Source organism: Rhizobium leguminosarum bv. viciae USDA 2370 (assembly GCF_002008365.1).
GTDB lineage: Bacteria > Pseudomonadota > Alphaproteobacteria > Rhizobiales > Rhizobiaceae > Rhizobium > Rhizobium leguminosarum.
On sequence record NZ_MRDL01000051.1, the window covers coordinates 138,557 to 158,762 of the forward strand.

Below are 20,206 nucleotides of genomic sequence, written 5' to 3' on the forward strand. Positions count from 1 at the left end.
CCATCGCTTGAGAGCCAAAAAAAGAAGCTTCCGATACTCGGTTGCTTTTGGCAACTCTCCCAATGATCGAAGACAACGATGGCTTGAAGTATTTCGTCCGGCGCCATCCTTATCGGACAAATCGCCGCCAAGTTGAATATCGTGCGGCGCGGCGATAGCATCGCGATGGAACCTCCTGTAGGATATTGTTAACAATACATTCGCTCTCCAGGAAAGACCGGGGATGGAGCGCCGTCTTGCAGCAATCCTGATCGCTGATGTCGTCGGTTACAGTCGATTGAGCCAGATCGACGAAGAGGGCACCCGCGTGCGTTTTCAGGCGGACCAGAATGATGTCTTCGAGCCGGCGATCGAGCGTCATCACGGCCGGCTGGTGAAAACTATGGGCGATGGTCTGCTGGTCGAATTCCAGAGTGTCGTCGATGCCTTGCGCTGCGCGGTGGAGGTTCAGCAACTGAAAACCACGCAGAGTGCCGCGGCGCTGCCTGAGCACAGGCTCGAGTTCCGGATCGGCATCAATCTCGGTGATATCATTGTCGAGGGCGAAGATATCCAGGGTGACGGCGTCAATATCGCCGATCGAATACAGGCGCTGGCGGAACCGGGCGGCATCTCGATATCAGGCACGACATACGACCAGGTGAAATCGAAAATCCCGGTCGGTTTCGCTTCGCTCGGCGAACAGAGGTTAAAGAGCATCACCGAACCGGTCCGGGTCTATCGCGTCCTGCTTGACCCCACTGCTGCCGGCAAAACCCTCACAAACCGGAGGCGCCTGCCGAGACGCCGGCTCTTTGCAGGCATCGCAGCGGCCGTCGTCCTTGCTGTTGCGGGCGCAGCACTCTGGTGGCAGCCATGGATGCCGGCAAAACCGGCGGGGCCCGGTGAACGTTTCGCCTATCCGCTGCCGGACAGGCCCTCGGTCGCGGTTCTGCCTTTCATCAATGTCAGCGGCGATACCGAGCATGACCATCTCGCAGAGGGTCTGACGGACGACCTGATCACCGAATTGTCCAAAGTATCGGGTCTCTTCGTCATCGCTCGCCATTCGGTCTTCGCCATCCAGGACTCCGTCGGCAAGATCCAGGATGTGGCTGCCGAACTCGGCGTTCAGTACGTGCTCGAAGGGACCTTGCAGCGTGCCGGGCCACGACTGCGGATCAATGTCAAACTGATCGACGCGGTCACCGGCTTGTCGCTCTGGGCCGAGCGCTATGATCGCCAATATGCCGACCTCTTCGCCGTTCAGGACGATGTGATCGGCAAGATCATCTCGGCTCTGTCGGTCAAGCTCAGCGCCCGCGAGCGCGATCAACTGGCCCGGATCCCGACCGAAAATCTCGAAGCCTATGATTATTACATGCGGGCCGAGCAGGAGGGCTTCATCTTCAGGGATGTCGACACCTATCGCCGGACCTTGTCCTTCTACCAGAAGGCGATCGACCTTGATCCGGGCTTTGCCAATGCCCATGCGGGAATCGCCCGCGTCGCCGTCGATGTCTGGCGCAACGACTATAATTACCTCTGGTCGGCCGCCGTCGCTCGCAAGATTGCCTATGACGCCGCCGGGCAGGCTCTCAAGCTGGATCCCAGCAATGCCAGGGCGCACACCGTTCTTGCCCTGCTGCAATGGGTGGACGGGCGCGAGACGGAGGCCAGGAATTCCGCCAGCATGGCGGTTGCGATGGAGCCGAACGATGCGGAGGCCGCCGCCAACCTCGCTCTCATCCTGGTCCACACCGGAAGCAGCGGGCAGGCCGTCACTGAGATGGAAAAAGCTTTGCGGCTCGACCCTTCGCCGGCGTCGAGCTTTCAGCTGCTGGCGGGGATCGTCTTTTACACCGCAGGCGACGATCGGCGCGCGATCTCGCTGATAGAGCCGACGCTCGCCGGCCTGCCGAAGGTCGAGCCAGCACGCGAATATCTGGCGGCGGCCTATGCGGATCAGGGCAATGAAACCAAGGCAGCGGCGGAGACGGCAAAGCTGCTGGAACTCTTCCCGGAAAGCAATCTCACCTATTACGGTTATCTCTATGATTACTGGCGGGACGGCGATCTGCAGCGCCATCTGGCCGCATTGCGCAAGGCCGGCATTCCCGAATGGCCCTTCGGTTTTACAGGCAATCAAGCCGACAGGCTCGGCGAGGCAGAGCTGCGCAATCTCGTCGACGGCAAGAGCTGGACCGGCAAACACAAGAACGGCACGGATTTCATCCAGTATTTCGACAAGGCCGGAAATACCGCCTATCGCAGCGCGAATACCAACATCACCGGCATTGTCGAGGTGCGGGGCGACAGAATCTGCGAAAAATTCGACGGCTATTTCCTCGACCGGATGGTGTGCGGATATGTTTACCGCAACACGTCGGGCGAGCAGGGCGACAGGCAGTACATACATGTGACGCCGCGCGCCCTGACGTTCTTTTCACCCGCACCCTGAGGGGCCAGGCATGGCGGCTTCATTTCGTAGCCGGTTGCTGCCAGACGGTATGCATCTTCTCCGAAATCAGTGTCTGCTGAACCTCGGACCAATGTTTCTTCGAGTCGGTCACCTTGGTCGGGTTCTTCTCCATGCCTTCTGCAGCCCCGGGATCATAGCTCAGATACAGTTTGCCATCGATGATCCGCCAGGCCTTGGGATCGATATTGGTGGTCACTGTCCCGAAAGACACGCCGTCGGCGCAATAGCCGCCATATTGCGGCGCATATCTGGACGGATCGCCCTTGAAGAGATCGCGATTTCTAGCGCTGGCGAAATACCAGGTCGCGCCAAGCCAGTGGTAGGAATATGTCTCGGATCCTTCGATGGCCTGGTTTTCAGTGAAATAGGCGACCGGGTCATAGCCCTTGATCGCGACATCGCCGAAATAGCCGGTATTGACGAATTCCTCGGCCCCCGCAGGCTGAAGGAAGGAAAGCAGCATCACCGCAGCGCCAACAACCACGCCCATTCGTGTACCGCATTTTTGCACATGATAAGACATAACAAGCTCCGTTCCCGGACGCGGTCTGTTACCTCAAGCGAAATGCTATTGCCGTTTGGTGCATTCCTTGTAGAGCGGTTCGCCCACAAGCTCGGCTTTCTGGCAAACAGCACCGGCTTCCATGAGTAATTTGGCCGTATCCCAATGCGCCCGCCACCCGGCTTGAGTGAGAGGCGTGTACCCGTTTCTTTCCGTCGCTTCGACATCCGCATTATTGGTCAAGAGAAAAGCCACTATCTCGGTACGGCCTTCTTCGGCGGCGCCGTGCAGCGGCGACATCTGATAGAAATTCTTCCTGTCGTTGACATCAGCTCCCTCTGCGACAAGCAGTTTCACCACCTCCAGATTTCCTCCATAGGCTGCCGCATGCAGTGCCGTCAGCCCACCCTTGTTGCGAACTTCGATGTCGGCGCCGCGATCCAGCAAAAGAGCGACGACATCGGCACGGCCCGCCAATGACGCGATAATCAGCGCCGGCTCGCCCGCCTCATCGGGCTCCGACAGATCGGAGCTCTGGCTCAGCAACTGTGTGACGCGGGCGATATCGCCGTCCTTGGCCGCGTCGTGCAAAGGACCTGCCCATGAGGGCATAACGCCAATGATAAGCGCAGCAACAGTCGCGATTAAAACATTCACGGGCACGATCTCGGTTTGATCAGGGTTCGTATGCGCCGTGTTGCGTTCTAGCACGCGGCCCATTCGTAAACAAGATTACGCTAATGGACGCGCTCCCGGCCAGCACCACGCACGCGCCACGGCTATGACCGACGGCTCCAGGGAATACGGTCACACTTGTTACTCCCCCTGTTCGATTTCCGATGCGAAACTATCTCAGACCAATGCGTGATGAACCGGCTTCCAAGCCCGGGAAATCGCCCTAATGAGGAGATTGAAAGCCATGACTGTTTCAGCCGAGAATGGAAAAGGCGGACAAGCCATGCATAAACCACCGGTCGTGTCGCCGCAGGCTTGGGAGGCGGCGCGCGAGCAACTGCTCGTGAAGGAAAAGGCTGAGACCCGCGCCCGCGACGCGCTGGCCGCCGAGCGCCGACGCATGCCGTGGATGGCTGTCGAGAAGGGCTATGCGTTTGAGGGACCTCAGGGCAAGGTCAGCCTGCTCGACCTGTTCGACAACAGACACCAGCTCATCCTCTACCGCGCCTTCTACGAGCCCAGCGTGTTCGGCTGGCCCGAACATGCCTGCCGCGGCTGCTCGATGGTAGCCGACCAGGTTGCCCATGTCGCCCATCTCAACGCCCGCGACACGACGCTGGTCTTCGCCTCGCGCGCGCCGCAGGCCGACATTGCACGGCTGAAGGCGCGGATGGGCTGGACGATGCCGTGGGTCACGATCACCGACAGATTCGACAAGGACTTCGGCGTCGACGAGTGGCACGGCACCAACGTGTTCTACCGCGACGGCGAGCGCATCTTCCGCACCTATTTCATCAATAACCGCGGCGACGAGCAGATGGGTGGCACCTGGAACTACCTCGACATCACGCCGCTCGGACGCCAGGAGGTCTGGGAGGATTCGCCGAAGGGCTATCCCCAGACCCCGACCTACAAGTGGTGGAACTGGCACGACAGCTATATGCCGGACGCCGAGCCCGATAAGAAATGGGTCGAGGTGTCAGATGCAGGAGAGGCGGCGTTTCGGGCCGAGAGCGCAAACGAGAAATCGTGAGCGCGGCGGATTGCGGCCGGGGAGCTCCGATCCGTCGTGCCGCGCCGCCGAATCTTCGCGTCGCCCGCCATAGAGCCGTTTGCCTTGCCGCTCACGGCCCATGCATAGTGGCCTGCGACGCGGAGGGGCCGATGAGAAGATTGCATGTGCTTGTTCTGATGATGATTCTGACGCCCGCCGCAGCGCAAGCCGAGCAGCGCTGCGGCTGGCTGGACAATCCCGCCACGCGGACCTAGTCGCTGAACGATGCCGATGGCGGCTGGGGCATCATGGACAATACAGGCGGTCCGACGGCTGAGGGAATGGATGAGATTCCCGACCTGACGAATGGCGAATATATCTACACGAATGCCGGTCACGGCTATGCCTGCGCCTGCATGAACGTCGATACGGATGACGAAAGGGCGATCATCCGGATTCATTCCGTGCGGCAATTGCCGCTTTCCCGATGCCGGAGCGACCGCGCCATCGGCTGGTTCCTCCACAAGGACCAATAGCAGAACCGGTAACGCGGCGCTGCCCGCCGATCGCCAAATTATTCTTCTCAAAGTGGAAACATTCCGGGGACGGTTGCGTTGTACCCGCTACCGGTAGTGCGCCTAACTGCCCGTCTATGAGGAGGCTTATTCATGAAGGTCATGATTGTAGAAGACGAGAATTTTATCGCTCTGGAACTCGAACGCATTGCGCAAGAGGCTGGACACCAGACCATCGGCCCGGTTTCGACGGTGGAGCAGGCTCTCGCCCACGCTCAGAGAAGTGATGTCGCGCTCGTCGATCTCAGTCTCTCCGACGGGCTGAGCGGCGCTCAGCTCGCGCGCCGGTTGATCGACCGACATCGGGTTGACGTCATCTTCGTGACCGGTAGTCCCGAGAATGTCGGTCACGGTATCGAAGGCGCGCTTGATGTGATCTCCAAGCCCTTCACCGATGAGAGGATCGCCAGCGCACTCTCGCGGGCGGAGCAGCGACGCAAAAACTTCGACAGCAGCAAGACTGCTTTGTGAACAGCAGCAAGCTGCGTTGTGATAAGAAGGAGATCGACGTCGTTCAGGCCGCTACTGCCTGCCCGAGGAGATAGTCCGGATGAAATACGCGCTCATTGGCGTTCTTTTCGCCCTCTCGGCCTGCGCCAGCGCAGGGGATCCGCAGCCGCTTCCGGGCAGCCTCACCTATGGCGGAAAGGTCCTCCATTCGCCCTATCGTCCAGGAACGGTGGTCAAGAATACCTTTCTTGGCGATTTCGGTTACCGTGTGTTCGAGACCTATGTCGTTCAGCCGGACGGGACGCTCAAGCTGACGTCGCAGAGCACCGGGCCGGACTTCCTTTGGCAGTGAGGGCTCCGCAATCCAGAGGGGCGCGAGGAGCGCGCGCTTCGGGTGTCTGAGGCTGGTCGTCGACTTTCGCGTTTCTCATTTCAGCGCAATTGAATGTTGCGCTGCGATAAAAATCTCGTCTATACAACAGGCATTCACCACGGACCCGGTGAGACCCCGGGTGGCTCTTCTGGCCGCCGATCCGCCAGACAACGCAAAACCTGCATGCCATCACGCGACCGCTCGACAGAGTAGGGCCGGACATGCTTTGCGAGAATCCATCCTATGCTGCTTTCCTCCATCCGTCGTGATTGGTCCGCCAATCCCATGCGCGAAATGCTTGCCGGAGCGGTGGCGACTTTCGCTCTGATCCCCGAGGTGATCGCTTTCTCGTTCGTGGCCGGGGTCGATCCCGAGGTCGGGCTGTTCGCCTCTTTCGTGATCGGCATCGTCATCGCCTTTACCGGCGGACGCCCGGCGATGATTTCGGCCGCCGCCGGATCGGTGGCGCTGGTCGCGGCACCGCTGGTGCATGCCCACGGCTTGCCCTATCTCTTTGCGGCCGGGCTGGTGGCGGGGTTAATCCAGATCGCCTTCGGCGTGCTGCGGCTTGGCGTGTTGATGCGCTTCGTGTCGAAATCCGTCCGCACCGGCTTCGTCAATGCGCTGGCTATTCTGATCTTTGCCGCGCAGATGCCGCATATTGTCGGCGCCGGCTGGATGGAATATGCCGTGCTGATTGCCGGGCTTGTCATCATTTACCTGACGCCGCGGATCACCACCGCGATCCCGTCGCCGCTGATCTGCATCCTGATCCTGACCGTCGCTTCGATGGCGCTCGGACTTCCCGTTCTCACCGTCGCCGACCTCGGCAAGCTGCCGGATTCGCTGCCTGTTTTCGGCTGGCCGGCGGTGCCGCTGACGGTTGAAACGTTTCGGATCATCGCCGGACCTGCATTTGCCATCGCCATGGTCGGGTTGCTGGAATCGATGATGACGGCGAGCGTCGTCGACGATCTCACGGATACGCCAAGCTCGAAGAACCGTGAATGCACTGGTCTCGGCCTCGCCAACGCGGCCGCGAGCCTGTTCGGAGGTATCGCCGGCTGCGGCATGATCGGCCAGACGGTGAGCAACGTGAAATATGGTGGGCGCGGCCGGCTCTCGACGCTATTTGCCGGCGCGTTCCTGCTGATCCTGATGGTGCTCCTGAAGCCGTGGGTCTCCGAGGTTCCGGTCGCCGCGCTGGTGGCGATCATGGTCATGGTGTCGATCGACACGTTCGACTGGTCGTCGCTTAGATCCGTTGTGGTTCATCCCAGGATGTCGAGCGCCGTCATGGTGGCAACCGTTGTCGTCACCGTCTTCACCGCCAATCTGGCGCTCGGGGTGACGGTCGGAGTGCTGCTCAGCGGCGTGTTCTTCACCTTCAAGGTTGCCGGCCTGCTGCGCGTTGACGTGGCGCCCGACCAAGCTGCCGGGCGGTTGACCTATCGCGTGTCCGGCCAAGTGTTCTTTGCCTCCGCCGACGTCTTCGTCGAAGCCTTCGACGTTCAGGATGCGATCGGCAGGTCTGTGCTGATCGACGTGTCCGAGGCACATTTCTGGGACATCACCGCCGTTGCCGCACTCGACAAGGTCGTTCAACGGTTCAGGGCGCACGGCATCGCCGTGGAGGTCGTGGGCCTCAACCAGGCGAGCGCGACCTTGATCGGAAGCCTCGACAGCAAGGTGGTGCTGGAAGAGGTGTGACGGCGCGAGAGCGGGCGGATTTCCTAGAGCATGATGCCGAAAAGTGTGAGCGGTTTTCGGACGACATCCTGGTCTAGCGCGAGACGATCGCGAAATCATCGCCGCCGCCGATTCCCGTGGCGTTCAGCCGTCTGACGGCCAGTTCGATGAATGCCTTGACCAAAGGCGGCAGGTGTCGGCTGCTGGGATAGACGACATGCAAGCCGCCGGCCGGGGTCGTATAGCCGTCGAGAACGCGGCGCAGCCGCCCGTCCTTGATGCAGGCTTCGGCGAATCGGTGCGGCAATTGGGCGATGCCATGGCCGGCGATCGCGGCGGCCATCACCGCCTGCATCTCGTTGGCGGCGAAGCGGCCCGAAACCGCGACCGTTTCCTGACCGTGCGGCCCTTCCAGCAACCATTGCGCATGTGTGGCCTGGCAGGCGATGACGCAGTCGTGGCGGGCGAGATCTTCAGGCACACCAGGTGGGCCGCAGCGGGCGAGATAGTCCGGGTTTGCGCAGAGAAGGCGGTGCATCGAACCGAGTTTGCGGGCCACCAAGGTAGAATCTTCGAGGACGCCGGTGCGGAAGGCGAGGTCTATACCGCTTTCGACGAGGTTCAGCCTGTCGTCGGTCAGGCGCAGCTCGACGCTCGTCTTCGGGTAGCTCGAAAGAAATTCGAAGATCGCATCCTGGAGGAAGTGGCCACCGAAGCCGACCGGCGCCGATATACTGATCGTGCCGGCAGGCTCCGAACGCGCTTCGGCAAGCCGCTGGTTGGCGCCCTCGATCGTGCGCAGCGCCTGGCTGCTTTCTTCGTAGTAGAGACGCCCTGAAGCCGTCAGGTTGAGGCTGCGGGTCGTGCGCTGCAGAAGCCGGATGCCGAGTTCGCGCTCGAGTGCGGCGATACGGCGGCTGACCGTCGTCTTCGGCATGCCGAGCAAGCGCGCGGCGGCGGTGAAGCTGCCCGATTCGACGACGCGGGCGAAAATCATGATATCGTTGAGATCGAGCATTGTATCCTGGTGTGGCACGATGTTTTCCAATTATAGGCCATTATGGTTCAATACGACAGGCCTTACCTCTGCTGCATCAGTCACAACAAGGAGAAGACAGATGAGCAATACACGAAGCGTACTGGTCACAGGCGCCACCGGCCAGCAAGGCGGCGCGGTCGTGCGTGCGCTGATCGCGCGAGGCCACCGCGTCAAGGCAATCAGCCGCCGGCCGGAGAGCGATGGCGCAAAGCGGCTGGCTGCGGCAGGGGTCGAGGTCGTCGCCGGCAATCTCGATGACGGGGCATCCGTGGCGGCGGCAGCAGAGGGCGTCGACGCGATGTTCCTGATGGGCAACAGCTACGAAGCCGGAACGGACGCGGAAACCCGTCAGGGCATTGCCGCCGCCGATGCGGCAAAGGCCGCCGGCATCGGCCACCTGATCTATTCGTCCGTCGCCGATGCGCACAAGAAGACCGGCATACCGCATTTCGACAGCAAGTATCTCGTCGAGAAGCACATTGCAGGCCTCGGCATTCCCTACACGATCAGCGCGCCCGTCGCCTTCATGGAGAACACCGTGGCGCCGTGGGCGATCGACGGGCTGCGCCAAGGCGTCTATGCCGCAGCGCTGCCGCCCGCCCGCGTGCTGCAACAGGTCACCATCGATGACATCGGCGCTTTCGTCGCGACCTTGGCCGAGAGGCGCGAGCAGGTGTTCGGCAAGCGTTTCGATATTGCCGGCGACGAATTGTCCGGCGCGCAGCAGGCGACGATCCTGTCCGAGGTGCTCGGCCGCCCAATCACTTACCGGGAATTGCCGATCGCGGCGATACGGCAGCAGAGCGAGGATACGGCGCTGATGTTCGAATGGTTCGACCGTACCGGCTACGACGCCGATATCGCCGCCCTGCGCCGCGACTTCCCCGATGTCGGCTGGCACAGCTACGCCGACTGGGCACGCGGTTTTGACTGGAGTGTGCTCGATAAGGCGGCTGGGTGAGTTCGCTGTGACACCGGTGATCTGACCGGTGTCACCGACAGGTGATGATGGCCTTGGCCACACTCTCCGTCATCCTTGAGCTATACACTTAAGCCGCGGATCAACGCCATGGCCGCTCACGGGTGCCGCGTGGATGCTCGGGTCAAGCCCGGGCATGACGGAGAGCAAAGGCATGTCCGAACTCTACATCGCAGAATTGAAGCGCGCTGGACTGGCAGATCGACCGTTCCACGCCGCATGGCGATTGTCCTGCTGTTCAAGATCGACGGGAGCCGTCGCTGCCAACGATACCTCACGCCTGAGCGGTCGGCCTAACAACGATGTCGCTGATATCGACATCGGCGGGTTGCTCGATGGCGAAGGCTATGGCGCGGGCGATGGCATCGGGTGAAATTGCCATCTCGTCCATGCGCTTTGCCATCTCGGCCTTGATCTCTGGGCTGGTCATGGAGCCGGTGAAATCGGTTCTTATAAATCCCGGCGAGATGTTGGTGACGCGCAGATGCGGGCCGGCCTCCAGCCGCAGGCCTTCGGCGATGGTGCGCATGGCGTTTTTCGTGCCGGCATAGACGGCCATGGTCGGCTTGATGATGAGGCCGGCGGTCGAGAGCGTGTTGACGAAGTGGCCGGAACCCTGCCGGCGGAACACCGGCAAGGCCGCGGCGATGCCATAGAGCGGCCCCTTGATGTTGACGTCGATCATCTCCTCCCAATCCTCGACCCGCAGTTCATCAAGAAGGGAGATCGGCCCGATGCCGGCATTGTTGATCATCACGTCGATCCTACCATAGTTGTTGCAGGCAAGCGCCACGAGAGCTGTGAGGTCCTCGCGCTTTTTTACGTCCATGGCGAGGCAGACGGCCTCGCCGCCGTTTTCGGTGATACGTCGCGCCAGGGCCTGCAGCCGGTCGGCGCGGCGGGCTCCAAGCACGAGCTTTGCGCCGCGCCCGGCCAGCAGCAGCGCCGTGGCTTCGCCGATGCCGCTGCTGGCACCCGTGATTGCAATAACCTTGTCCTTGATATCAGGCATCTTCGTTCTCCTTTGTGCTTTTGAGGATTGCAGGTGCTGCCTGGAGAATCTATGCTGGTTGCTCCATGATTTCGTCGAGATCGTCCAGAACCCATGATCGATCCCTTGTCCGATGTCTTTTCGCTGCTCGAGCTAGAGAGTGCGCGCTGCACACGTTTCGAGGTCGGAGGGCAATGGGCGTTTCGTTTTCCGGCCAAGCCCGCGCTCAAGTTCGTTGCTGTCCTGCGCGGCGCGTGCTCGATCGTTCTGCCGGGTGAGCCGCCATTTTCGCTTGTCGCGGGCGACACCTTCCTGCTTGCCAATGCGCCCGCCTATGTGATCGCCAACGATCTCGATAGGGAGTCGGAGGACGGGATCGCCTTCTTCGACTGGGAGCATTCCAACATCGCCCGGCACGGCGGTGGCGAGACCGCGCTGATCGGCGGCAGCTTCGTCATCGGAGGCGGCAACGCCCGGCTGCTGCTCGACGCGCTGCCGCCGTTCATTCATATCCCGGCCAGCGACCGGGCCGCCGCGCTCCTCAGCACTACGCTCGCAACCCTCGACGACGAACTCGAGGCCGGGCAGATGGGCTCGACGCTGATGACGCGGCGCATGGGCGACATCCTGCTCGTGCAGGCGCTGCGGGCCTATGTGGGCCGGGAGGGTGCTGCCGAAACGGGATGGATCGGCGCGCTGACAAATCCGCAGATCGGCGCGGCGATCAGCCTGATCCACAACAGCCCCGGCCATCGCTGGACGGTCGAGGCGCTGGCGACCCGGATCGGCATGTCGCGCTCCGCCTTTGCGCAACGTTTCAAGGAACTGGTCGGCGTTGCACCCCTCGACTATCTCACGCGCTGGCGCATGCATCGCGCCCGCGAAGCCCTGCGCCGGGAGGATGTCTCGGTCGCCGGCCTTGCCGCGGCACTCGGATATTCCTCCGAAAGCGCCTTCGGAAACGCGTTCAAGCGTGTGTTCGGGCGCGCACCGAAGCGCTACTGGTCGGACGCGAAGGTCGGGTGAGAAGGCTGTTCCGCTTGCGAGGGTTGCTGGGGAATCCTATTGTCCGTCGACAGACCATCGTCCTTGAAGGGGGAGACTTCAATGCCGTCGAGTTTCAATGTCGAAAGTGCTGATGGTTATGAACGGCTGATGGGGCGCTGGAGCAGGAAGCTGGCGCCGATGCTGGTCGACTTCGCCGGTCTCGCGGATGGCGATCGCGTGCTCGATGTCGGCTGCGGCACCGGCAGCCTGGCGTTCACGCTGGCGGAAACGCCGGGTCTGCAGGAGATCGTCGCCGTCGACTATTCGCCGGTTTTCATCGAGGCCGCAACGCGACGCAACACCGATCCGCGGATCACGATCCGGCAGGCCGATGCCTGCGCGCTTCCCTTCAAGGATAATCGCTTCGACAGGGCGATGTCACTGCTGGTGCTGCATTTCGTGCCGGAGGCGGGAAAGGCGGTGTCCGAGATGTGCCGTGTGGTGCGCCCGGGTGGCGTGGTCGCCGCCGCCGTCTGGGACCATTATGGCGGCATGTCCGGCATGCGGATGATGTGGGATACGGTGGCGATGCTCGACGAAAACGCTCTGCCCCTGCGCCGCAAATATTGTTTCCAGCCGATGATGCGGCCGGGGGAAATGCAGGAGAGCTTCATCGCGCAGGGCCTGGCTGATGTCGAGGAGACCTCGTTGCTGATCCGTATGGAATATCTTTCCTTCGGGGATTACTGGGATCCGATCGCCGCCGGCGAGGGACCGCTCGGCAAATATGTCGCGGGGCTCGACCCGGCGAAGCGAAAAGCGGTCGATAGCGCCGTCAGGGCCGCTTACGAGGCCGGCGAGCCCGATGGGCCACGGTCGTTCGCATCGGTGGCGTGGGCGTGCCGGGGCAGGGTGCCGGGCGGCGGTTAGGTTGGTTGTGATGACCGGCCGTTACGGCCGCATCCGCCTTCCTGCCGATTGGTCTGAGTGCCCGCTCCACTCTCCCTCATTCCTGTGACGAGCACAGGAATGAGGGAAGAGAGGTTGTGGGTTCCCTCTGGCGTCGATGACAAAGGATAGGTGTCGAGGTTCCCATATCGGGGAATGGGAGCGCCCGATGCTGCCGCGCTTCCGCAAGGCAGCGTCGATCACGTAAAACGTGATGGAACTAGGCCAGTATCGCTGACATTATCCCCGCTGTCTCGACTGCGACCGAGCGCTCCCCGCGCAATAGCAGCCCTTGACAGCCACAACCTGCCCGTTTCGGGCACCCCTTCCGACGGCATCCGGAATTGCCCGCCTCGCCGCCGCTTTCGGACGGAGGAATATCAGATGTCCGCTTTGGAAAGCCTGCGCCGGCTGACGCCGCAGCAGCGCAATACCGTCATCGCCAGCTATCTCGGCTGGACGCTCGACGCTTTCGATTTCTTCATTCTCGTCTTTGTTCTCAAATATATCGCCGAGGAATTCCATACCGACGTTCCCGCCGTCTCGGTGGCGATCTTCCTGACGCTTGCCATGCGGGCGCTCGGCGCATTGATCTTCGGGTTGGCCGCCGACCGCTACGGGCGACGCATCACGCTGATGGCCGACGTGCTGCTCTATTCGCTGTTCGAGTTCCTGACGGGCTTTTCCACGGGGCTCACGATGTTTCTTGTGCTCAGGGCGCTCTATGGCATCGCCATGGGCGGCGAATGGGGCGTCGGCGCCTCGCTTGTTATGGAGACGGTGCCGGAGGAAAGCCGCGGCATCGTTTCCGGCATCCTGCAGGCGGGCTATCCCTCGGGCTATCTGATCGCCTCGATCGTGTTCTTCCTGCTCTTCCCGGTCATCGGCTGGCGCGGCATGTTTTTTGTCGGCGCGGTGCCGGCGCTGCTGGTGCTCTACATCAGGCGCAATGTCGAGGAAAGCCCAGCCTTCCTGAAGCGGCAGGCCAAGGGGCGGCGACCATTCCTGTCGGTGCTGCGCGAGAATCGTCCGCTGTTCATCTGGGCAGTGCTCCTGATGACGGCGTTCAACTTCTTCAGCCACGGCACGCAGGATATCTACCCGACTTTCCTCGAAACCCAGCGCAACTATTCGAGCTATACGGTCGGCGCCATCGCCATCGTCTACAATATCGGGGCGATCTGCGGCGGGCTGTTCTTCGGCGCACTGTCGCAGCGGATCGGCCGGAAGAAGGCCATCGTCATCGCCGCGCTGATTGCCGTGCCCGTCGCGCCGCTCTGGGCCTATGCGCCCGGGCCGGTGCTGCTCGCCATCGGCGCTTTCCTGATGCAGTTCTTCGTCCAGGGCGCCTGGGGCATCGTGCCGGTGCATCTGAACGAGCTGTCCCCGGACGAGGTGCGCGGCACCTTTCCCGGCTTCGCCTACCAGCTCGGTAACCTGCTCGCCTCGGGCAATGCAACGCTGCAGGCGGGGCTGGCCGCCCGCTGGGACGGCGACTATGCCTATGCGCTCCTGATCGTCGCGGCCGTGGCGTTCATCGTCGCGGCCCTTGCCGGCTTCGGCTACGAGAAGAAGGATGTCCGCTTCGGCACGGAGGAGGCCGAGGGACCGCATGGCGCGATGCGAATCTAGCGCTGCCTGCGGTTATGAAGGCCGGCGGCGATGTCGCCGGCCTTTCAGCTCTTGAGCACTTTGCAACCGCAGATGCGATTGTAAAACGTTGACCGCAACAGGGTGATGCTGGAAGGCAAGCCGCTGCGCAAGTTGCCGCTGATCCCAATCTGTCGTGAGACGATTGGTCCGAGCCTTGAGGGCTTGCCGTCGGATGGCGGCGTGCTAGGTAAAGCCCGCTGGCATCTCACCGGCTCGATCCTTCCTCCACAGCCCCCGAGTTTCTCCATGTCCTTTTCTCCCGCCGCCGTCTGGCCCGTCGTCATGCTGTTTGCCTCCAACATCTTCATGACCTTTGCCTGGTACGGGCATCTGAAGCACAAGAGCAGCGCGATCTTCCTCGCCATCATCGTCAGCTGGGGCATTGCCTTCTTTGAATATTGCCTGGCGGTGCCGGCGAACCGCATCGGATCGGCGGTCTATACGACGGCTCAGTTGAAGACGATGCAGGAGGTGATCACGCTGATCGTCTTTTCCGGCTTCTCGATTTTCTGGCTCGGCGAGAACCTGACCTGGAACCATGCGATCGGCTTTGCCCTGATCGCAATTGGTGCATCCTTCATCTTCCGTGCATAAACTTTAGCCTTTTCAACAGATTACAAATCGTCCATGTCTAGATATCGCCGCATTTCCTACAGATTGCGGTCGCAATCGGCTGGCAGCCTGTCACCTCAAGCATTTCCGGGCACGGAAATGCTCTGACTTTTGTTTGACGCAATTCCGGACACAAAACCGCGACGCACTTTTGTTGGAATTGCTTTAGCGGTGATCATGAGGTGAACGGCCATGAGCCTGTCTTTCCCGACGATGGCGGCGATCCGGTTCGGTTATGGTTTCCGGCCAGGCGAGGCGCCGCCGAGCAGCAAGGACGAGCTCATCGGCCAGCTGCGCAAGGGGGTGGCGGCGATGCCGGACTTTCCCCTCGGCGGCCCCGAGATGCGTCACCAGGCGATCCTCAGCCTGCAGCAGCAGCTCAAGCAGATCCGGCAGGACGCCAAGACGGTGACCGACGATACGACGCAGCGCGAGATCCGCAAAGGGGTGCAGCATCAGGCGCAGCAGCAGTTTCAACATGATGCGAACCTGCGGCTGATGCAGGCGGTGTTGTCGCCGTACGGCTTCTACGAGCGGCTGGCGACCTTCTGGACCGATCATTTCTCCACCAGCGCCAACAAGAGCCTGCCGATGCGCCTCATCGTGCCGCTCTACGAGGCCGAGGCGGTCCGGCCGTTCATATCAGGCAAGTTCGGCGATCTGCTGCGCAATGCCACCGCCCATCCGGCCATGCTGATCTATCTCGACCAGGCGGATTCACTCGGGCCGGATTCGGCCGGCGGCATGAAACGCAATAAGGGGCTGAACGAAAATCTCGGCCGCGAACTGCTGGAGCTGCACACGCTCGGCGCCGGCAGCGGCTATAGCCAGGCGGACGTCACGGCGGCCGCCATGGTACTGACGGGGCTCACCATCGACCGCAAGGAGATGGACATCGCCTTCCGGCCAAATATATCAGAACCCGGCTCACATGAGGTGCTCGGCGTCAGCTATGGCGGGCGCAGGCGCTCGCGCGACGATTATCTCGACATGCTCGACGATCTCGCGCTCCATCCGAAGACGGCGGCGCATATCAGCCGCAAGCTCGCGGTGCATTTCATCTCCGACCAGCCCGACGAGGGGATGGTGTCCGACATGGCCGAAGCCTGGAAGAAAACGGATGGCGACCTCACCGCCGTCTACACTGCGATGCTCGACCATCCCGCCGCCTGGCGCGACGAGGGCGCCAAGGCGCGCCAGCCTTTCGACTACGTCGTCGCCGGCCTGAGGGCGTTGAATGCGGGACCGGTCAACGGCGTCGTCGGCAGTTTCCTGGCCGCCAACCAGCAGGGTACCGACGAGGGCGACATGGCAGCGAACACGCCTGGTATGGCAGGAGCGCCGGTGCCGACGGATCCCGCCGGCGAGGCGAGGGAGAAGCGCCTCAAAGCCTTCCAGACGGCGCGGGCGCTGGGGCAGGGGGCACTCAAGCGCATGGGGCAGCCGACCTGGCTGCCGCCGAGCCCGGCCGGTTTCGAGGAAGGCTTCTCCGCCTGGATCACCGGCAGCCAGCTCGCTGAGCGGCTGGCCTGGGCAAGGCGGGCCGCGGCCCAGTTCGGTCGCGACCAGGATCCGCGTGAATTCCTGAAGTCGACGCTTGCCGATGCCGCCCGCGACGAGACGATCCGCGTGGTATCGCAGGCGCCGAACAAGATCAGCGGGCTGACGCTGGTGCTGGCATCGCCCGAATTCAATCGCCGCTAAGCAGACTTTCGTTGGCAAGCCAACGCTTCGTCTGCTTAGCTTTTTGGTTTTGTCGCAGGTTCTGGCCGGAAAACCGTTGGACACTTTTCCGGAACCTGCTTAGGAGGCCCCGCCCATGACGCTGCCCACGAACCGGATTTCGCTGTCCCGCCGCGGCTTTCTGACCTCTGCCTGCTGTCTTGCCGCCGCCCCCATCTTCACGCCGGTCACTTTCGCGGCGATGCCGGGTGACAACCGTTTCGTCACCATCGTGCTGCGCGGCGCGATGGACGGGCTGGATCTTGTGCAGCCCTATGGCGATGCCGGCTTTGCGGCGCTCAGGCCGACACTGGCGCTGACGCCCGATACCGGGCTTCTCGATCTCGATGGCCATTTTGGCCTCAATCCAGCGGCCGCCGAGCTGATGCCCCTGTGGAAGAGCCGGGAGCTCGCCTTCGTGCATGCGGTGTCGACGCCCTACCGCGACCAGCGCAGCCATTTCGACGGGCAGGACATGCTGGAATCCGGTGGCGAGCATGTCGCCGAGGAAAAGACCGGCTGGCTGAACCGGGCGCTCGCCGTCATTCCGCGCTCGGATGCGCGCAAGGCGATCGACATCAACACTTCGACGGAGCTGATCCTCTCCGGACCCAACAATGTCGATGTCTGGGCGTCGGATTCCAATCTGGCGCCGGCGCGCGACGAGATGCAGTTCCTGGCGCGGCTCTATGCCGGTGATCCGCCGTTCGCCGAAGCACTTGCCGAGGCGACGCGGGCCGACAGCGCCTCGATGATGGTCGAGCCGGAGGGGCAGCGCGGCGCCAAGATCGCCGATGTGGCGGCGCTCGCCGGCAACATGCTGAAGGGCGATTACCGCATCGCCAGCTTCTCGATCAGCGGCTGGGACACGCATATCGGCCAGGCCGGCCAGTTCAAGCGGCCGGTGCAGGACCTTTCGCAGGCGATCAATACGTTGAAGACCACGCTCGGGCCTGAGATCTGGGCAAAGACGGTGGTGCTTGCCATGACGGAGTTCGGCCGCACCGTGCGCCAGAACGGCTCAGCCGGCACAGACCACGGCACCGGCGGCTGCGCGCTGCTTGCCGGCGGCGCCATCAACGGCGGCCGCATCCTCGGCCGTTGGCCGGGCATCGGCGACGGCCAGCTGCTCGACGACCGCGACCTGATGCCGACCGCCGACGTGCGCGAGCTCGCCGCGGCGATGCTGTACCGGCAGTTCGATGTGTCTGCCGATGATTTGACGGGGAAGATCTTTCCGGGACTGGGGTTCGACAAGGGATCGCAGTTTCTGCGGGGGTAGGCCCGATCTCGCAAAGCGTGAGCGATGATCCAGTGAATCGATCGCAGAGGCCGAACGCCCTGAGCCCAAGCGAAAGGGCGGGCGGCATCGGCGACAAGCCTTATCGGCCGGTCATCTTCAGTGCTGCCTCGGGAAGCCGCTCGCCTTGGACTTCGATGCCGGAGAGGGCGGCGTCGATCTCGGCGAGGTCGTCGGCGAGCAGGTCGACGTCTACCGCCCCGAGATTCTCTTCCAGCCGATGCTGCTTCGTTGTTCCCGGGATCGGAACGATCCATGGCTTTTGGGCCAGCAGCCAGGAGAGGGCGATCTGTGCGGGTGTTGCGCCCTTGCGATCGCCGATCCGCCTGATCAGGTCGACGAGCGCAAAATTGGCCTTGCGCGCCTCAGGTGAAAAGCGTGGCACGATGTTGCGGAAATCGCTCGCATCGAACTTGGTGTTCTCGTCGATCTTGCCGGTCAGGAAGCCTGCGCCGAGCGGGCTGAAGGGCACGAAACCGATGCCGAGTTCCTGAAGGGCGGGCAGCAGTTCCGCTTCGGGGCCGCGCCAGAAGAGCGAATATTCGCTCTGGACGCCAGTCACTTTCTGAACGGAATGGGCGCGGCGGATCGTTTGAACGCCGGCTTCGGAAAGGCCGAAATGTTTGACCTTGCCGGCCGCGATCAGGTCCTTGACGGCGCCCGCCACGTCTTCGATCGGCACGTCGGGATCGACGCGGTGCTGGTAGAACAGGTCGATGTGATCCGTCTTCAGTCGGCGCAGCGAGGCATCGGCAACCGCCTTGACATGATCGGGGCGGCTGTTCGTGCCGCCGCGGCGTTCACCGGTTTGCTGATCGATATCGAAGCCAAATTTGGTGGCGATGACCACCTGGTCGCGGATCGGTGCGAGGGCCTTGCCGACAAGCTCTTCATTGGCAAAAGGGCCATAGGCTTCGGCCGTGTCGAAGAAGGTCACGCCCTGCTCATGGGCGGTGCGCATCAATCTGATCATGTCGCCTTCGTCGGCGGGCGGGCCGTAGGCGACGCTCATGCTCATGCAGCCGAGACCGAGTGCCGAGACTTGGAGATCGCCGATATTGCGTATTTTCATGGTCGTATCCGCGCTTGTTTTGCGAGGCGAAGGCGAAGAAGCGTCATCGGACGCAGCGGCTGCCCCAGGTCTCGCAGTTGAGTTGACGTGAACTTAGTCCTCGTGTCAGCTTTCGATTAGATGCTGTAATGCGCATGGACCTATAAGGCGGACTAATGAATGCCCCAGGACAACAATTTCAACGAACTCGTCGCCTTTCTCACCGTCGCCAGGGAACGGAGCTTCACCAGGGCCGCCGCCAAGCTCGGCGTGTCGCAATCGGCGTTGAGCCAGACGGTGCGTGGCCTCGAAGAGAAGCTGGGGCTTCGCCTCTTGACCCGCACGACCAGAAGCGTGTCGCCGACACAGGCAGGGGAACGTCTGCTGGAACGGGTTGGACCGAGATTTGAGGAAATCCAGTTCGAGATCGCCGCCTTGAGCGAAATGCGTGAGCGGCCGGCTGGCACCATTCGCATCACGGCAGGCGAGCATCCTGCGATTTCCGTTCTCGCCCCGGCATTGGCGCGATTTCTTCCTGATAATCCCGATATCAATGTCGAGGTGATCGTCGACTACGGCCTGACCGACATCGTGGCGGAGCGTTACGACGCCGGCATCCGGCTCGGCGAGCATTTGGCGAAGGACATGATCGCGGTTCGGATCGGCCCCGAGGTATGCATGGCAGTCGTTGGCGCGCCCTCCTATTTCGACCACCATCCGCGCCCTGATGTCCCGCAAGATCTGACGGCTCACAACTGCATCAATATGCGGCTGCCGACGCACGGGACGATATATCCCTGGGAGTTCGAGAAGGACGGACGTGAACTGCGCGTCCGTGTCGAGGGCCAAACGGTGTTCAATAACATCGCCATGCGGATCGGCGCCGTGCTGGACGGGTTGGGACTGGCCTACATGCCCGAGGACCAGGTTCAGTCCTACATTGAAGACGGGCGGCTGATTCGGGTTCTGGAGGACTGGTGCCAACCCTTCCCTGGATACCATCTCTACTATCCGAACAGGCGGCATGCATCTCCCGCCTTCACCCTGTTCGTCGATGCGCTCCGCTATAGAGGAAAGTAATGCCGATTTTATTCCATCACGGCTTATCAACAGCTCGTGATTAATTAGTCCGCCTAATAGACCCTAGCTGTCCGAGGCGTCTAATCCTTTCGGTCCGATGCCGTTACCTTCTCGCCATCTGAAAC

19 protein-coding genes and 1 other annotated feature are annotated in these 20,206 nt (G+C 62.1%); of the genes, 14 read left to right on the plus strand and 5 right to left on the minus strand.

Annotated elements, in window-relative coordinates:
- The first annotated feature begins 223 nt into the window (after positions 1 to 223).
- Positions 224 to 2,440, plus strand: coding sequence for an adenylate/guanylate cyclase domain-containing protein (locus BS629_RS27445; RefSeq protein ID WP_018242506.1), 2,217 nt, complete (start codon positions 224 to 226; stop codon positions 2,438 to 2,440).
- 19 nt (positions 2,441 to 2,459) lie between these two features.
- Here the strand turns inward: BS629_RS27445 and BS629_RS27450 are convergent, their stop codons facing one another.
- Both BS629_RS27450 and BS629_RS27455 read right to left on the minus strand, forming a co-directional pair.
- The gene (locus BS629_RS27450) at positions 2,460 to 2,951 is read right to left on the minus strand and encodes a YHS domain-containing (seleno)protein (protein ID WP_018242505.1); all 492 of its coding nucleotides are present in this window, start codon (positions 2,949 to 2,951) and stop codon (positions 2,460 to 2,462) included.
- 78 nt (positions 2,952 to 3,029) lie between these two features.
- A complete protein-coding gene (locus tag BS629_RS27455; RefSeq protein WP_026188431.1) occupies positions 3,030 to 3,674 on the minus strand; it encodes an ankyrin repeat domain-containing protein in 645 nt (214 codons plus the stop codon).
- A gap of 208 nt (positions 3,675 to 3,882) precedes the next feature.
- Between BS629_RS27455 and BS629_RS27460 the strand changes: the two genes are divergently transcribed.
- The 5 genes from BS629_RS27460 to BS629_RS27480 all read left to right on the plus strand — a co-directional run bounded on the left by BS629_RS27460 (position 3,883) and on the right by BS629_RS27480 (position 7,740).
- Positions 3,883 to 4,671: a DUF899 domain-containing protein gene (locus BS629_RS27460; RefSeq protein ID WP_018242503.1), complete on the plus strand. Its 789-nt coding sequence runs from the start codon at positions 3,883 to 3,885 to the stop codon at positions 4,669 to 4,671.
- 239 nt (positions 4,672 to 4,910) lie between these two features.
- Positions 4,911 to 5,168: a DUF4087 domain-containing protein gene (locus BS629_RS40050; protein ID WP_261316312.1), complete on the plus strand. Its 258-nt coding sequence runs from the start codon at positions 4,911 to 4,913 to the stop codon at positions 5,166 to 5,168.
- A 132-nt stretch (positions 5,169 to 5,300) separates the two neighbouring features.
- Positions 5,301 to 5,678 (plus strand): response regulator, encoded by a 378-nt coding sequence (locus BS629_RS27470; protein WP_018242500.1) that lies wholly within the window; start codon positions 5,301 to 5,303, stop codon positions 5,676 to 5,678.
- A 79-nt stretch (positions 5,679 to 5,757) separates the two neighbouring features.
- Complete coding sequence (locus BS629_RS27475; protein WP_018242499.1) at positions 5,758 to 6,009, plus strand: hypothetical protein; 252 nt, start codon at positions 5,758 to 5,760, stop codon at positions 6,007 to 6,009.
- A 138-nt stretch (positions 6,010 to 6,147) separates the two neighbouring features.
- Positions 6,148 to 6,203, plus strand: a sequence feature (sul1 is cis-regulatory element that is thought to sense ions involved in sulfur or methionine metabolism; They are found in Alphaproteobacteria).
- Positions 6,204 to 6,273: 70 nt separating this feature from the next.
- Positions 6,274 to 7,740, plus strand: coding sequence for a SulP family inorganic anion transporter (locus tag BS629_RS27480; protein ID WP_018242498.1), 1,467 nt, complete (start codon positions 6,274 to 6,276; stop codon positions 7,738 to 7,740).
- 73 nt (positions 7,741 to 7,813) lie between these two features.
- Here BS629_RS27480 and BS629_RS27485 read toward each other — a convergent pair whose 3' ends face one another.
- The gene (locus BS629_RS27485) at positions 7,814 to 8,737 is read right to left on the minus strand and encodes a LysR family transcriptional regulator (protein ID WP_077988628.1); all 924 of its coding nucleotides are present in this window, start codon (positions 8,735 to 8,737) and stop codon (positions 7,814 to 7,816) included.
- A gap of 100 nt (positions 8,738 to 8,837) precedes the next feature.
- Here BS629_RS27485 and BS629_RS27490 point away from each other — a divergent pair, with 100 nt between their 5' ends.
- A complete protein-coding gene (locus tag BS629_RS27490) occupies positions 8,838 to 9,719 on the plus strand; it encodes an NmrA/HSCARG family protein (RefSeq protein ID WP_018242496.1) in 882 nt (293 codons plus the stop codon).
- A gap of 292 nt (positions 9,720 to 10,011) precedes the next feature.
- Here BS629_RS27490 and BS629_RS27495 read toward each other — a convergent pair whose 3' ends face one another.
- Entirely contained in the window at positions 10,012 to 10,749 is a 738-nt protein-coding gene (locus tag BS629_RS27495; protein WP_018242495.1) for an SDR family oxidoreductase, read from the minus strand.
- A gap of 93 nt (positions 10,750 to 10,842) precedes the next feature.
- Here BS629_RS27495 and BS629_RS27500 point away from each other — a divergent pair, with 93 nt between their 5' ends.
- The 6 genes from BS629_RS27500 to BS629_RS27525 all read left to right on the plus strand — a co-directional run bounded on the left by BS629_RS27500 (position 10,843) and on the right by BS629_RS27525 (position 17,932).
- On the plus strand, positions 10,843 to 11,754 hold the full coding sequence (locus BS629_RS27500; protein ID WP_018242494.1) for an AraC family transcriptional regulator: 912 nt from the start codon (positions 10,843 to 10,845) through the stop codon (positions 11,752 to 11,754).
- 81 nt (positions 11,755 to 11,835) lie between these two features.
- Entirely contained in the window at positions 11,836 to 12,645 is an 810-nt protein-coding gene (locus tag BS629_RS27505) for a class I SAM-dependent methyltransferase (protein WP_018242493.1), read from the plus strand.
- 402 nt (positions 12,646 to 13,047) lie between these two features.
- Positions 13,048 to 14,295, plus strand: coding sequence for an MFS transporter (locus tag BS629_RS27510; protein ID WP_018242492.1), 1,248 nt, complete (start codon positions 13,048 to 13,050; stop codon positions 14,293 to 14,295).
- Between the two features lie 267 nt (positions 14,296 to 14,562).
- Complete coding sequence (locus BS629_RS27515) at positions 14,563 to 14,910, plus strand: DMT family protein (protein WP_003560330.1); 348 nt, start codon at positions 14,563 to 14,565, stop codon at positions 14,908 to 14,910.
- Positions 14,911 to 15,120: 210 nt separating this feature from the next.
- Positions 15,121 to 16,632 carry a DUF1800 domain-containing protein gene (locus BS629_RS27520; protein ID WP_018242490.1) on the plus strand — a complete coding sequence of 504 codons (1,512 nt, stop codon included), beginning with the start codon at positions 15,121 to 15,123 and terminating at the stop codon, positions 16,630 to 16,632.
- Between the two features lie 115 nt (positions 16,633 to 16,747).
- Positions 16,748 to 17,932: a DUF1501 domain-containing protein gene (locus BS629_RS27525; RefSeq protein WP_018242489.1), complete on the plus strand. Its 1,185-nt coding sequence runs from the start codon at positions 16,748 to 16,750 to the stop codon at positions 17,930 to 17,932.
- Between the two features lie 100 nt (positions 17,933 to 18,032).
- Here the strand turns inward: BS629_RS27525 and BS629_RS27530 are convergent, their stop codons facing one another.
- Positions 18,033 to 19,022, minus strand: coding sequence for an aldo/keto reductase (locus tag BS629_RS27530; protein ID WP_018242488.1), 990 nt, complete (start codon positions 19,020 to 19,022; stop codon positions 18,033 to 18,035).
- 159 nt (positions 19,023 to 19,181) lie between these two features.
- On the opposite strand from BS629_RS27530, the gene BS629_RS27535 reads away from it, so the two are divergent.
- Positions 19,182 to 20,081, plus strand: coding sequence for a LysR family transcriptional regulator (locus BS629_RS27535; protein ID WP_018242487.1), 900 nt, complete (start codon positions 19,182 to 19,184; stop codon positions 20,079 to 20,081).
- Positions 20,082 to 20,206 lie beyond the last annotated feature (125 nt).